This is a genomic window from Mucilaginibacter arboris (assembly GCF_009754915.1).
GTDB classification, from domain to species: Bacteria; Bacteroidota; Bacteroidia; order Sphingobacteriales; family Sphingobacteriaceae; genus Mucilaginibacter_A; species Mucilaginibacter_A arboris.
In genome coordinates, this window is record NZ_WPIK01000001.1 from 317,982 (window position 1) to 332,965 (window position 14,984).

Consider the following 14,984-nt stretch of genomic DNA (forward strand, 5'->3'; position numbering starts at 1 on the left):
GGAAGGAAACCATGCCCTATTTTTTTAGATAAGAGGTATTTAAACTTTGCAAGCTTTATCGCTGATGCTTCTTTTATCGATATTAAATAATTGCCTTGCAATAAAGCGTTAGGTTTTGCATGAAAAAACATCACTAAAAATTATTTTCATTTATTTAGTACCATGCATTGCATAATACAATCCTAAACATATATCTTTGTATTATGATATTGGAAAATACGCAAACCCAAATGAGGAAAGGGATACTGGAGTACTGTATTCTCGCTATTATTTCCCGCGGGGAAATTTATGCCTCGGATATTATTGCTGAATTAAAGAAAGCGAAGCTGCTGGTTGTTGAAGGGACTTTGTACCCGCTGCTGACCCGCCTTAAAAATAATGGTTTGCTCAGTTATAACTGGGTAGAATCTACTTCCGGTCCGCCCAGAAAATATTACCAGTTAACACCAGAAGGTTCTGTGCTGCTCCAACAGCTTGACAAAACCTGGCAGGAGTTATCTTTTGCAGTAGAAATCTCTTTAAAAGACAGAAATAATAACCTATAAACCTATTATACCTATCCCATCATGAACAAAACAATAATCATCAATATGAATGGAACTATTTTCCATATTGAAGAAGATGCTTACGATATCCTAAAAAATTATATGACCGGCATTAAAAAGCATTTTGCCGGCACGGATGACAGTTTTGAAATTACGACAGACATAGAAAACCGAATTGCAGAAATGTTTACCGAACTGCTAAAAAAAGATGGTAAACAAGTAATTGTTACTACGGATGTAACGTCGGTTATTTTACAGATGGGAACAATTGAAGATTTTTCTACAGAAGAACAGGAACCAGTTTTTGCATCCCGCGCTGGCGATACTTCTGCTAACCGCAGTTTATTCCGCGATCCGGAAGATCATTTAATTGGCGGTGTAGCCGCCGGTATTGCCAACTATTTTGGTATAGATGCTGTTTGGGTCCGTTTGGCATTTGTAATTACGCTTTTTGGTGCGGGCAGCGGCTTTTTAATCTATATTATCCTTTGGGCTCTCATCCCGAGGGCAAATACACGCGCAGAAAGAATGGCCATGAAGGGAGAACGGGCAGATTTACAAGGCTTTAAGCGCAATTTTGATGAAGAACTAAAAAACATCAAACAATCGTTATCAAATGCTAACCGCGAAGCAAGGCCTTTTATTTACAAGATCAGGGATTTTATAGGTGAGTTTTTATTGCTCCTGCAACGGTTTTTTAAGGGCGGCGGTAAAATCCTTTTAAAACTGATTGGCCTGATGATTATTATCGCATGCGCTTGTGCTATCATTGGTTTACTGGTTTCCATCGTTGTTTTCTCTGCCAATCAATCCATGTTTGTACATAGGTTTTCGCCTTTTAACATCGTTGATTACCGGTTTAATAACATTTTATATGTGTGCGGATTTTTAGTTTGCGCTATTCCGTTATTTGGATTGATCCTTTTCACCATCCGTATTGTATTTTCAAGGAATGTTTTAGGCAGATCTATTGGTTTTATATTATTAATTGGTTGGATTGCGGCCTTAAGTACCGTAGCTTTTTATGCCACAAAAATAGCATCTGATTTTAGGTACACAGCCAGTTTTAACCAAAAAATGGATATTATGCCTACGCCCAACCAGCATTATTTCCTCAAAATAAACACAGCTAAAATATTAACCAAAGAAGACAGCTTAACATTAGGCATTAAAAAAAATGATTTTGCTAACCGGATTATTGTAAACATGAACAATGAAAACGACACAGACATTAGCCCGGAAAATGTTTCTTTATTCATTCAAAAAAGCGAAAATAAATTTCCCTCGCTGGTAGAATCTTATCGATCAAAAGGGGCAAACTATCAGGAAGCCTTACTGAATGCCCGCAATACGCAGTACAATTTTATGCAGGAAGATTCGGTAATAAAGTTCGACCGCAAATTAATACCGATAAACAAAGCAGTATGGCGCGATCAAAAACTTGATGTAACGCTAAACCTTCCCTTAAATTCCATCATCACCATTGATGAAAGTTTAGATTATATTTTACGGGATGTAGATTTATACAGTTGTTATAACGATGATAAAAACTGGGGGCACAGGCTTGCCAAATTTAAGATGACCGAAACAGGTTTGGTTTGTTTAAAAGATTCTACCCAAAATAAGGAAGGCCTTAAATGATACGATTTCCGGCGCGGTTTATTTATTATCCTTAACCAACCCAACCGCCGGCTTTCGGTTTCTTCTACCTTCATGAATTACGATGCTTCTTTTATCACCTAAAAATATTTAAAAAAAAGTGTAACCAAACCATTGCTTCCCGCATCTTATCAATAAAACACTGCTGATAGAATAATTACAAAACAGGTTTGGCTTGCCGGTCAAACCTAATTCAAATCCTGTTAATAAGAATTAAAAAAAAGAAGCTTTCTTTTTAACGGGAATTTTTTTGCCAAAATTTTATACCATGAAAAAAACCTCGACCTTATCCATACTTCTTTTAGCAGCATTTTTTTTGCATGCGATCAAATCATCTGCCCAAATCAAAAAAAACGGAACGGTAAGCGGGATGGTAAAAGATAATCAGCAAAAACCGCTTGATTTTGCTACCATTAGTTTATTGAAAGCCAAAGATTCTTCCCTGGTAAAAGGAGCATTAACAGATGCCAAGGGATCTTATAAAGTTTCTGGCATTGCAAGTGGTAAATATTTGATTGCTACAAGCATGGTTGGTTATCAGAAAGTTTTTTCTAAACCATTTACCATTAGCGAAACCAATGCTGATGTTGCTGTTGAAACTTTGCTGATGTCCGCCGGAAACCATCAGCTAAAAGCAGTATCTGTTGTTGCCCAAAAACCATTGGTTGAAAGAAAAATAGACCGGACAGTTTTAAACATAGAAAACAGTGTGCTTGCGGCAGGAAATTCTGCCATGGAAATCCTGGAAAAAGCGCCAGGGGTTACGGTTGATAAAGATGATAACATTAGCTTACAAGGCAAACAAGGCGTAACGGTAATGATTGATGGTAAACTAACTTACCTATCATCGGCGCAATTGGCTACTTTGCTGCGTTCTACGGATGGAAATTCGATCCAGTCTATAGAAATTATCACTAATCCTTCTGCAAAATATGATGCTTCGGGCAATTCGGGCATCATCAACATCAAACTCAAAAAAAATAAAGCGAAAGGCACTAACGGAAACCTGACCTTAACCGGCGGTTACGGCGCTTATCCAAAAAGCAGCGAATCGGTTTCGTTAAACCATAAAGAAGGAAAGTTTAACTTTTTCGGCTCTTATAATCATGGCAACAGGCAACAAGCACGAAACCTCGACATTGACCGGACTGTTGGAGGACAAGCAGGAAATACGTTCTTTACCCAGAAAACCTTTATGCAGCAAACTAATTACTACAATAATTACCGTGCAGGAATGGATTATGATGTTACGGCTAAAAACACGATCGGCTTTTTAGTGAACGGTTATTTTAACGGTGAAAAGGACCAAAACTTCACCCATACACTCATCGGCGCTAAACCAACCGCCGTGGATTCTATGCAGAATACCAATTCAACTTTAAATCAAACTTATCGCAATTTCGCTTTTAACCTGAATGACCGTTTTCAGATTGACACTGCCGGGCAGGAATTAGGCATTGACCTGGATTATTCTAAGTTTAACAATAATAACATTGCGCAGTACACTACAGATTTCTTTTTATCCAACGGGGATTCACAACGAGGTTCTTTATTATTAAGGAACCAAACACCATCAGAAATCAGTATTAAAACTATAAAAGCAGATTATACCAAATCTTTTAAAAAAATAGTTAAGCTGGAAGCTGGCTTTAAGCTGAGTGATGTAAAAACGGATAACGACCTGCAGGCACAGAAATTAGCAGGGAACAGCGGGTATGTTAATGATACTTCGCGCACCAACCGCTTTATTTACGATGAAAAAATCAGCGCCGGTTATGTAAACCTCAGCAGGAACTTTAAAAAGCTTTCTGTACAATTGGGCTTGCGGGCAGAAAATACCAGTTCTAACGGTAACCTGATTACCAAAAACCAGGTAGTAAACCGTAATTATTTAGACTTTTTCCCGAGTTTGTTTTTACACGAAAGTTTATCTGCTAAACATGATCTCGGCTTTTCTTACAGCAGAAGGATTGACCGCCCGAGCTACGACAACTTAAACCCTTTTGTTTATTACTTAGACCAATATACTTACAGCCAGGGAAACCCGTTTTTAAAACCTCAATATACCCAATCCTTCGAACTTAATTACAGTTACAATAAAACCGTTAACGTGAGTATGGGCTACAGCCATACCAAAGATGTGATGACCGAAGTAATTTTAACGGTAAACAAAGCATCGTACGAAACACATTTAAACTTGCAAAGCCAGGATTCTTATAACGTTAACATCAATACTCCTTTTACCTTTGCCAAATGGTGGACCGGCAACGTAAACTTAAATGGTTTTTATTTAGGTTTTAAATCTGATTCTTTGCTTGGCGGAAACCTGAATAAAGGACGTGCTGCTTTTCAGCTTAAAGCCTTGCAAACGTTTACGGTTGGCAAAACTTTAAAAGCAGAACTTTCTTCCAATTATCAATCTGCTTTGGTTTATGGTTTATTTTATATAAAGCCTCAGTATTCTGTTGATGCTGGCGTAAGCCGTTCTTTCTTTAGCAAAAAAGCAAATGTGAAATTTTCTGTAAGCGATATTTTTAACACCCGCAGAAATGACCTCACCAGCAATTACCAGAATACGGTACTTGATATCAGGCAAAAAGGCGAAACACGCGTTGCCCGTTTAACCTTATCTTATAACTTCGGCAATAGCAAACTGGCCGTACGCCGCCATAACAGCGGCGCCGATGCCGAAAAAAACCGTGTTAATACGGGCAACTAAATTAATTGACCATAAAAACAGCATTGCTAAAAAGCAGCTTTCCGTTCTCCCAAAAACTGCGGAAGAGCGGGTCGTCGGCCAGGTAAACAACCTGGCCGCGGCCCATATCCTGCACGCCAAACACCAGGCCATCCTGTAAACCGGCTTTCGCTTTTTGTCCTACAAAACCTGCCGTGTAAGCGTTTTTACGGATGGTCCCTACATTCCAGCCATCACTTAAAAACTCATACAAATTATTATCTTGTTTTAGGGTGAAGTAATAATCAGGGAAGCCAAAACCAAGCGGATGGGTATTATCTAAGTTAACTTTATAAATAGCGCCGGCAACGTTTTCGCTGATGGCAGCACGCTGGCGGTTACCAAAAGCTTTAACCGGATCTCCTGTTTTCTTTTTCGGATCCTGCCTGGCATCCGCATCCGCATCTGGTTTTTTATCCTCCTTCAGCTTAATGGCGAAGCTTTTTTTACCGGCAGCTTTTGTTAAGGCATTTTCCATCAAAATTAATTTACCGCCAGCGCTAACCCAGGCTTGTAAGGGTTCGGCAGGAAAATCATTGTAATAACCATCAGGAAAAATAGCGACATCAAAATCGCTTAGTTTTACACGGTTCAAATCTTTAGTGTTGATGAGGCTAACCGGGTAATGCAATTCTTTTTCAAAGTAAAACCATACTTCGCCAACAGCAGAAGCCGAAACATCATCACCAGTAAGCAACATAATTTTAGGTTTGGTAATGGCATGAACAGAAGAAAAACCTAAATCATTTCCCTTCTCCACAAAACCAGAAGTTAAAGGCGTTAAATTACGCTCAAAAGCTTTTGCGGCAGATTGCACCGTTTCATCAAAACGGTCTTGTAATTGTGCATTTCCTGCCCGCGTAATAATTAACGAACCGGCAGCAAACTTTTTACCGGCAGCATCAAAAGCTTGTTCCGTTACACGTACTTTAATGTTTTTCTGCATCAGCGCAGCTAAAAACTTTACGTCTTCCAACGATTTCCAGTTGCCCACATAAGCATAAGCTCCTTTATGATTATAGTCTGGTTCCTGGTTTTTTAAGGAAGTGCTTTGCGGCTGCAATGCTTCTTTTATGCCATAAGTTTTTAACCCGTAAACATAAGGCAAGGACCAGGCCGTAATATCATAAGTGTTAGAATCGCTCATAAACGTTTTAGGTTCCATCAGCACGTTCAATAAAATTGCTTTTGGCTGTGCCGATGTAATCACCATATCGTTAGCAGTTATATTAAAACGTTCGGTTTTTCCGGTGATGTAATTAAATCCGCTAAAGCTATTTCCTCCACCAAAACCGTATTGGATGCTGTTTTTATCAAGCAATTTTGCCAATGCTTTCAGCTTGTCCGGATTTTCATTTTTAACCACGTAAGTTTTAAATGCTCCGGGTGGATTGCTTTTGGCACGATCAAAAAAACGTTTAAACTCTTCCAGCAATTTTTTTGAATTTGCAGAAGCTGTTTCTACCGTACTTAAACCAGTAGTTAGATGATGTGCAATACGATCAGCTAAAGTTAAGGTATCACCGGAAGCCGTTTTGATAGCTAAACCAGCGCCAATTCCGCCCTGCTCGAAAGTCATGCCGATAGAACCATTGTAAAGCGGGTAAGTATCGCCGTAAGATGGGTACAACAAGTCGAACTCCTGCTTGGTAAAATACAACCAGCCGTTACGGTCAAAATACTTTGCGTTGTTTTTCCCGATGCTTACCTGAAACTCGCGCTGCCAATGTGTAATATTTTTATGAAAAGGTTCTGCAGCAGGCGCAAAATAATATGGCGCATTGTAGCCTTGCTCATGGAAATCTACATGGATTTCGGGCAGCCACTGGTTGTACAAAGCCAGTTTTGCCTGCGATTCTTTTTGCGTTTGCCAGGCCCAATCGCGGTTCATATCAAAATAATAATGGTTGTAGCGGCCGCCTGGCCATGGTTCGCGGTGTTCGCGGGCAGCAGGATCAGCATCCGGCGGCGTAGCATGGACCGGATTGTAAAAATTAACATAACGATCGCGGCCATCCGGGTTCTGACAAGGATCAATCACCACAACTGTATTTTTAAGCCAGTTTTTGGTTTGAGAATTAGAAGGATCAACCAGTTGAAAAAGCATTTGCATGGCTGCTTCGCTGGAACTTGGTTCGTTACCATGGATGTTATAACTTAACCAAACGATAGCAGGAAAATCTGTACTTCCTTGTCCAGAACTTAATCCGGCTAAACGCAAATTGTTTTGCCTGATGTCTTCTAAACGATTGATGTTTTCATCCGAAGCAATAAAAGCCGCCAGAAGCGGCCGACCTTCATTTGTTGTTCCGTATTGAACCAACCTTACATTTTTTGAAGTTCGGGCGATGTATCTGAAATATTCTGCGATACGGTAATGCGGCGTAAACTGATCGCCTAATGGATAACCTAAAAACCCTGAAGGCGACTGTATTTGCTGTGCTTTTAGGGTTGAGAAGCAAGCAAAAAGTAAAAATACAAGAACAAGTTTTTTCATTTGAGGAAGAAGGTATTTCAGAAAGTATCAAAAGCTGTTTAATTTATCCCGGGAAAAATGCTGATGCTTCTTTTAGCACTATAAAATCGGTGTTTACCCCTTCTGCCGATACAAAAGCCATTTGCCTTGCAGATTTTTAGGTGATAAAAGAAGCATCTCCAATAATTTGAACATCATTTAAACCGCTTCTAAGCTATTGATTTTATAAATACGATTTGCTTTTGTAAAAGCAAATTTGCGTAAAGCAGTTTACCTTTCTGGGTTACACTTCAATATTTAATCCTCTTATTTTAATTTTTCATCCAAAACTAAAATAGCGCCTGTTCTTATTTTAGTTTTTGGCGCAAAACTAAAATAAGCCCTATCTTTATTTTAGTTTATAAGAATAATGAAAGCATTTAAAGCAGGGACTCAACATTAAGCAAGCACGTTACTAAAGAAGCAGCTCAACCCAGCAAAACCCAAGGGATTTCCTCTTTTTCAAAATCACGCTGCAATTCCTTAAAATTGTAAAAACAGTAAAAATGATTACCGAGCAGCTTTATCAAATCTTCCTTCAGCATCCGCAAGTTTCTACCGATACCCGTAAAATTGCCCCCGACAGCATTTTTTTCGCCTTAAAAGGAGCAAATTTTAACGCCAATACTTTTGCTGCACAAGCTTTAGAAACCGGCGCTGCTTATGCCGTTATTGATGAAGCTGCTTATTGTATCAGCGATCGTTTTATTTTGGTTGATGATGTGCTTACGGCTTTACAGGATTTAGCACGTTATTATCGTAAGCAACTAAATATTCCGGTTATTGGCCTTACTGGTTCCAACGGAAAAACTACTACGAAAGAGTTAATCAATTCGGTTTTAAGCAGAAAATTTAAAACTTATGCCACAAAAGGCAACCTGAACAATCACATCGGCGTTCCGCTTACGCTTTTAGCCATTTCACGTGGAACAGAAATAGCGATTATAGAAATGGGCGCAAACCATCAGCAGGAAATTGCTTTTCTCTGCAACATTGCACAACCAACGCATGGTTTAATTACCAATATTGGCCGCGCACATTTAGAAGGTTTTGGCGGACCAGAAGGCGTAAAAAAAGGCAAAGGCGAGCTTTTTGATTTTCTGGAACAAAGCGCCGGAACGGTGTTTGTAAACCACGATGATTTGATTTTGGAGGAAATGGCTTTTCACCGTCATTTTAAGCAGGTGGTTTATTATGGAAAAGATGAAACGAATGTAGTTTCCGGAGAAATATTAGAAAATGTGCCACTCTTAAAAATCCAATGGCAGGCAAATAAGGCAAATCAAGCACCAAAAAATGAAGTGCAAACGCAGCTAACGGGAAGTTATAACTTCGATAATATTTTGGCTGCAATTTGTATCGGCCATCATTTTAAACTTTCTGCAGAACAAATTAACAGCGGAATTAGCCGTTATCAGCCCGAAAACAGCCGTTCGCAAATCGTTCAAACCAAAACCAATACCTTGATCTGCGATTACTACAACGCTAACCCAAGCAGCATGGAAGTTGCCATTAAAAATATGGAGGCAATTACCGCCAATAAAAAAGTATTGATTTTAGGCGATATGTTTGAATTAGGCGAACATTCATCCGCAGAACACGAACTCATTATAAAAAAAGCAAACGAGATTGAAGCAGATCAAAGAATATTTATCGGGAAAGGATTTTACGAACACCATGCTTCTTTTACCGATACTTTTTTTGAAACTACCGATGCTGCTTTTATGGCATTAAAAACAGCACCGGTAACGGGCGCAACGGTATTGGTAAAAGGTTCGAGAGGAATGCATTTGGAAACTTTGCTGGAACTTTTATAATTATCTTCCTTTTAATGGCCTGACCAATTGTCAGGTTTTTGCTGATGCTTCTTTTATCGGTAAAAAATTCGCAATCGGAATACTTTTTGAAATGTGATCGGTAAGATTTAAAAAAGGAAAAACAAGATGGCCTCAGGATATTTATTGATGATTGTTATTGCATTGATCAGTTTTGGTGTGCAATGGCGTTTTAAGAGCAAGTTTAGAGAATATGCAGAAATTGGCTTGCTTTCCGGTTTATCCGGAAAAGAAGTTGCCGAAAAAATGCTGCGCGATAATGGCATTTATGATGTAAAAGTAATTTCGGTTGACGGACAGCTTTCCGATCATTATAACCCAGAAAATAAAACTGTAAATTTAAGCGCCGATGTGTATGAAAGCCGTAGCGTTGCTTCTGCTGCTGTTGCGGCGCACGAGTGCGGCCACGCTGTACAACATGCTAAAGCTTACGCTTGGTTAGGCTTCCGTACAGCTTTGGTCCCGATTGTGCAAACGGCTTCAACTATTACGCAATGGACTTTAATGCTCGGTATTATGCTGCTGTTTTTTAGCGGAAACCCCTTGGTGTTAGCTATTGGTGTTGCTGCTTTGTCTTTGGTTACCGCATTTAGCTTTGTTACTTTACCGGTCGAGTTTGATGCCAGTAACCGCGCTTTGGCCTGGTTAAACAATAATTACACAGTAATGCAAACCACCGAAGAACACGAACAGGCAAAAGATGCTTTATGGTGGGCTGCAATGACTTATGTTGTTGCTGCTTTAAGTGCCTTAGCTACTTTGGTTTATTACGCTTCTTTTCTGTTTAATAACCGGAGAAACTAAGCTGATAATAAAAATTTCAAATAAACAAGAAAGGCTGCGATTGATAACCGCAGCCTTTCTTATTTTTAGTATGTAAAAGAAGCATCTTAATTTAGCTTATAAGGGGCAATTAAATGAAATTCCGGGATTTTAACATCGAACTCGTGGTTATCCAACAAACGTAACATTTGATATTCTCCCTTCATGCTGCCCATTTCGGTTTTTAAATTACATCCCGAAACGTATTCATGCTGGTCCCCTGGTTCAATAACAGGTTGTAAACCTACAACGCCTTCTCCTTCCACTTCCCTGTGTACTCCGTTTGAATCAAAAATATCCCAGCGGCGGCGCATTAATTGTACAGCATAACCGGTCATATTTTCAATTGTTACTTTATAAGCAAACATAAAATGTTCGTTTGCCGGATTAGAATATTCTTGCTGATATAAGGTTTCTACAGAAACTTTTACACCTTCGGTAATTGTATTAACCATAATTTGTTGATCAAATAAAAAAGGGATGATAAAACTGATAATTCAATAATCAAGCCATAACCTCGGCATGTATCGTTTTAATTCCTTCCAGAACGTCATAAATTTCTTCGATGTCTTCTAAAGCAACTAATTTCATCCGTGTTTCTTTAAAATTTTCGATGCCTTTAAAATAGTTGGCATAATGCCTGCGCATTTCAAAAATTCCGGTTTTCGGCCCTTTCCAGGCAATTGATTTTTGCAGATGTATTTTGCAAACTTCAACCCGTTCTTCTATCGTTGGTTTGGGTAATAAGTTTCCTGTTTTGAGATAATACTTTATCTCCCTAAAAATCCAGGGATTACCAATAGAAGCCCGGCCAATCATCATCCCGTCTACTGCAAACTCCCGTTTCCAGGAGGCGGCTTTTTCCGGCGAATCGATATCACCATTACCAAAAATCGGAATTTCAATATTCGGGTTCTTTTTCACCTCACTGATCAAATTCCAATCCGCCTCGCCTTTATACATTTGCGAACGCGTACGCCCGTGAATAGTTAGCGCTTTAATGCCAACTTCCTGCAAACGTTCGGCAACAGTGTAAACGTTTTTAGTGTTATCATCCCAGCCCAGACGTGTTTTAACGGTAACCGGCAAATGCGTCGCTTCTACCACAGCTTTTGTCATGGCTACCATTTTATCAATATCCTGCAGTAAACTTGCACCTGCACCGCGGCAAGCTACGTTTTTAACCGGACAGCCATAGTTAATATCAATCAGATCAGGATTTGCTTTGGTAGCAATTTGCGTTGCTTCACTCATCGTTTCAATGCTGCTTCCAAAAATTTGAATACCAATTGGCCTTTCATATTCAAAAATATCGAGCTTCTGGCGGCTTTTTGCGGCATCACGGATCAATCCTTCCGAAGAAATAAATTCTGTGTACATCATATCGGCACCATTTTGCTTGCACACATAACGAAAAGGCGGATCGCTTACATCTTCCATCGGCGCAAGCAGCAGCGGGAATTCTCCCAGATCAATGTTTCCTATTTGAACAGACATGTTTATCTTTAAGCCCTGCAAATTTACGTAATTTATTAAGCAGATGATGGAAAAGCCGTACTACCAAATGTCATATCCGCTACAGTTTTTACTATTGGTACTGCTTGCTGTGGCAGGTTTGTTTTTAGGCGGGTTAATTTGCGGCATATTTATCGTTATCATTTATGGCGTTTCGGGCTTTAGCGCGATGATGAATATGGGCGCCGATATGCCTGCAAGTACTTTAAATAGCCTGAAGATTATGCAGATGGGCTCATCTGTTTTCGGTTTCCTGGCCCCAGCTATTTTTTTTGCAAAAGTTATTGTAAGGCAACCCGTTCCCTATCTCAAAACATCGCGAAAATTTCCGTTAATGCTTCTTTTACTGGTGTTTTTTATCATGCTGGTTTCTTCGCCGCTGATGGAAATGCTGATTAATTTTAATCAGAAAATGGTTTTGCCGCAAGCTTTAAAAGGTTTAGAAAGATGGATGCGAAACATGGAAGATACTGCCAGTCAGCAAACCGAAATTTTGTTAAAAATGAAATCTTCTGTAAATTTTCTGGTCAATTTGCTCATGATTGCCATTTTGCCAGCAATTGCAGAAGAATTTATTTTCCGTGGCTGTTTCCAGCAAATTTTTACCGGCTGGACAAAAAGCATTCATTGGGGCGTTTGGCTTTCTGCCGCACTTTTCAGTGCCATTCATTTTCAGTTTTTTGGATTATTGCCACGAATGCTGCTCGGCGTATTTTTCGGTTATTTTGCTGCATGGAGCGGAAGCATTTGGCCCGGCGTTTTAGGCCATTTTTTAAATAATGGTACAGCTTTGGTTGTAAGCTATCTTTATCAGCTTAAACTAATTAAAGTTAATCCGGATGAACAGCAAATGTTCGACTGGAAAAGCTATTCCTTTAGTATTTTACTTACGCTGATACTGTTTTTAACCTACAAAAAAGTGTCTCAAACCCAAAATCAACGTTTACAAGCTGTTTAATGGAATCAGATTGGGTTAAAATATATACTTCTACTAACTTTTTTCAGGCAGAACTGGTTAAACAGCTTTTAACGCAGCACGAAATTGAAGTGGTTTTAATGAACAAACGCGACTCTGCACATAACACATTCGGCCAGGTAGAAGTTTACATTCATCAATCTAATTTTAGCCAAGCCATAGAAATTCTGGTTTTAAATGATATCAATCCATGAAAACGCGCGCCATAACCGGTTTCTTTTTTGTTGTGGTGATGCTGGTCGCCTTTTTTTTCGGGCCTTATGTTTTCCTCGGATTTTTCTCGCTGCTGAGTTTGCTTTGTTTGTTTGAGTTTTATGGTTTGATTAATACGACAGACATTTATCCGCAGCAAGTTATTGGTTTAATTCTGGGTGCGGTAATTTGTGCCGGCACTGCTTCATTCTGGCTCGATGCTTCTTTTAGCAGGTATTTTTCAGCATTAATTATTCTGCTTAGTGTAATTGTTTTTTTTGCTGAACTTTACCGGAAACCAGCAAAACCGTTTCATCAAATTGCCTATACTTTTTTAGGGTTGATTTATACTTTAATGCCATTTGTATTTTTTATGGCAATGGCATTTTTGCAGGGAAAGTTTAGCTTTCATCTTCCGTTAGGATTTATTTTACTGCTGTGGACGAACGATACGAGCGCTTACCTGATTGGCAAAAATTTCGGTAAAAACAAACTGTTTGAACGTCATTCGCCTAAAAAAACATGGGAAGGTTTTATCGGAGGAATTGCAGCAACAGCGTTAATCGCTTTTTTAATTAGCCGTTATTTCCAGGAAGTTTCTGCTTTACATTGGATCATCGTTGCCCTAATCATTTCCATTTTTGGTACGATGAGCGATCTGGTAGAATCTATGCTTAAAAGAAGCATCAACGTAAAAGATTCCGGCAGTATTTTGCCCGGACATGGCGGTTTGCTCGACCGTTTCGACGGATTGTTATTAGCCGCGCCGCTGGTTTTTATTTATCTATACTTATTTTCAACTTTGTAATTTAAAACGTTTATTTACTGCATGACTATTCACAAAGAAGGTTACTCTTCTATTGCATTAAGCATCTTATTTATTTTTGTGCTGAACGCGCTCGTTCAGTTTTACTTTCCGGACGCCGTTGTTTTTCGCTGGGTAATTTATATTACGTCAGCCATACTTTTCCTGATCGTGCTGCAGTTTTTCCGGCATCCAAATATTACCGTTACTCAGGATGAAAAAATGGTGGTTTGTCCGGCAGATGGAAAAGTGGTGGTGATTGAAGAAGCACAGGAAACAGAATATTTAAAAGATAAACGCATACAGGTTTCCATCTTTATGTCGCCTGTAAATGTGCATGTTAACCGCAATCCGATTACCGGAGTTGTTAAATATTTTAAATATCACCCAGGCAAATATTTGGTTGCCTGGCATCCCAAATCATCTACAGATAACGAACGTACAACAGTTGTAGTAGAAACACACCAAGGCATTCCGGTTCTATTCAGGCAGATTGCCGGTGCGCTTGCCAGAAGAATTGTTTGGTACGTAAAAGAAGGTGATGAAGTAAAACAAAGCGAACAGTTCGGTTTTATTAAATTTGGTTCGCGGGTAGATGTTTTTTTACCGCTTGGAACAAAAATCAATGTAAACTTAGGCGAAACTGTAAAAGGCGGAAGAACGGTTTTAGCAGAATTGGTAACGGATTAACACTGTCATCTCTACCTGCGGTCGTGATCTTCTTTAAAAAAGATGGATTAATTTCGATTTTATGCTGATAAAAGAAGCACAAATATTCGAATAAGATCTCTCCCTTAGGCCAGGATAACAAAATACTTTGATTTTTAAATCAACTTAAACAAAAATTTTTATCCCATAAAAGAAGCCTTTCAGATTTTTCTGAAAGGCTTCTTTTATCAACCTAAATCTTTTTAAGAAATTATACTCTTTTAGATTTAATACGGGCTGCTTTACCTGTTAATTCGCGTAGGTAGAACAATTTAGCACGGCGTACTTTACCGTGGCTGTTTACTTCTACCTTATCAATATTTGGAGAATTGATTGGGAAAATACGTTCAACACCAACACCGTTAGAAACTTTACGAACGGTAAAAGTTTCGTGAGCGCCTGTACTGTTACGCTGGATCACAACGCCTTGGTAAACCTGAATACGCTCTTTGTTACCTTCTCTGATTTTATAGTGTACACTAACCGTATCACCAGCTTTAAAGGAAGGGAAGGTGCTTTTAACTATGTTTTGTTCTTCAACAAATTTTACTAAATCCATGATTTTAAGCTCTTAATAACGATTTTTATGCCCTAAAAATCGGATTGCAAGTATAGGAAATTAAAATTAATTATAAAAGGCTCATTTCAAATTTTCCACATTTCTGTTTTTATTCA

General features: G+C 38.9%; 13 protein-coding genes. 9 read left to right on the forward strand and 4 right to left on the reverse strand.

Annotated elements, in window-relative coordinates:
- Positions 1–203: 203 nt before the first annotated feature.
- The 3 genes from GO621_RS01555 (at position 204) to GO621_RS01565 (ending at position 4,923) form a co-directional block, all read left to right on the forward strand.
- Positions 204–545 carry a PadR family transcriptional regulator gene (locus tag GO621_RS01555; RefSeq protein WP_157563422.1) on the forward strand — a complete coding sequence of 114 codons (342 nt, stop codon included), beginning with the start codon at positions 204–206 and terminating at the stop codon, positions 543–545.
- A 21-nt stretch (positions 546–566) separates the two neighbouring features.
- Complete coding sequence (locus tag GO621_RS01560) at positions 567–2,186, forward strand: PspC domain-containing protein (protein ID WP_157563425.1); 1,620 nt, start codon at positions 567–569, stop codon at positions 2,184–2,186.
- A gap of 286 nt (positions 2,187–2,472) precedes the next feature.
- Positions 2,473–4,923, forward strand: a complete 2,451-nt coding sequence (locus GO621_RS01565) for an outer membrane beta-barrel family protein (RefSeq protein WP_157563427.1) — start codon at positions 2,473–2,475, stop codon at positions 4,921–4,923.
- A 1-nt stretch (position 4,924) separates the two neighbouring features.
- Here the strand turns inward: GO621_RS01565 and GO621_RS01570 are convergent, their stop codons facing one another.
- Entirely contained in the window at positions 4,925–7,438 is a 2,514-nt protein-coding gene (locus GO621_RS01570; RefSeq protein ID WP_157563430.1) for a M14 family metallopeptidase, read from the reverse strand.
- A gap of 524 nt (positions 7,439–7,962) precedes the next feature.
- Here GO621_RS01570 and GO621_RS01575 point away from each other — a divergent pair.
- Both GO621_RS01575 and GO621_RS01580 read left to right on the forward strand, forming a co-directional pair.
- Positions 7,963–9,273, forward strand: a complete 1,311-nt coding sequence (locus GO621_RS01575; RefSeq protein ID WP_157563433.1) for a UDP-N-acetylmuramoyl-tripeptide--D-alanyl-D-alanine ligase — start codon at positions 7,963–7,965, stop codon at positions 9,271–9,273.
- A 126-nt stretch (positions 9,274–9,399) separates the two neighbouring features.
- On the forward strand, positions 9,400–10,095 hold the full coding sequence (locus GO621_RS01580) for a zinc metallopeptidase (protein ID WP_157563436.1): 696 nt from the start codon (positions 9,400–9,402) through the stop codon (positions 10,093–10,095).
- An 86-nt stretch (positions 10,096–10,181) separates the two neighbouring features.
- Here GO621_RS01580 and apaG read toward each other — a convergent pair whose 3' ends face one another.
- Positions 10,182–10,568 (reverse strand): Co2+/Mg2+ efflux protein ApaG, encoded by a 387-nt coding sequence (gene apaG / locus GO621_RS01585; RefSeq protein WP_157563439.1) that lies wholly within the window; start codon positions 10,566–10,568, stop codon positions 10,182–10,184.
- Between the two features lie 49 nt (positions 10,569–10,617).
- Positions 10,618–11,610 carry a tRNA dihydrouridine synthase DusB gene (gene dusB / locus GO621_RS01590; RefSeq protein WP_157563442.1) on the reverse strand — a complete coding sequence of 331 codons (993 nt, stop codon included), beginning with the start codon at positions 11,608–11,610 and terminating at the stop codon, positions 10,618–10,620.
- Positions 11,611–11,677: 67 nt separating this feature from the next.
- Between dusB and GO621_RS01595 the strand changes: the two genes are divergently transcribed.
- From GO621_RS01595 to GO621_RS01610, 4 genes are read left to right on the forward strand one after another with little or no spacing between them, the layout of a single operon-like run.
- Positions 11,678–12,586: a CPBP family intramembrane glutamic endopeptidase gene (locus tag GO621_RS01595; protein ID WP_198170092.1), complete on the forward strand. Its 909-nt coding sequence runs from the start codon at positions 11,678–11,680 to the stop codon at positions 12,584–12,586.
- Entirely contained in the window at positions 12,586–12,798 is a 213-nt protein-coding gene (locus tag GO621_RS01600) for a putative signal transducing protein (protein WP_157563448.1), read from the forward strand. The genes GO621_RS01595 and GO621_RS01600 overlap by 1 nt, the downstream gene beginning before the upstream one ends.
- Positions 12,795–13,604 (forward strand): phosphatidate cytidylyltransferase, encoded by an 810-nt coding sequence (locus GO621_RS01605; protein WP_157563450.1) that lies wholly within the window; start codon positions 12,795–12,797, stop codon positions 13,602–13,604. The genes GO621_RS01600 and GO621_RS01605 overlap by 4 nt, the downstream gene beginning before the upstream one ends.
- Positions 13,605–13,625: 21 nt before the next feature.
- Positions 13,626–14,291 carry a phosphatidylserine decarboxylase family protein gene (locus GO621_RS01610; RefSeq protein WP_157563454.1) on the forward strand — a complete coding sequence of 222 codons (666 nt, stop codon included), beginning with the start codon at positions 13,626–13,628 and terminating at the stop codon, positions 14,289–14,291.
- Positions 14,292–14,520: 229 nt separating this feature from the next.
- Here GO621_RS01610 and rplS read toward each other — a convergent pair whose 3' ends face one another.
- Positions 14,521–14,868: a 50S ribosomal protein L19 gene (gene rplS / locus GO621_RS01615; protein WP_157563457.1), complete on the reverse strand. Its 348-nt coding sequence runs from the start codon at positions 14,866–14,868 to the stop codon at positions 14,521–14,523.
- Positions 14,869–14,984 lie beyond the last annotated feature (116 nt).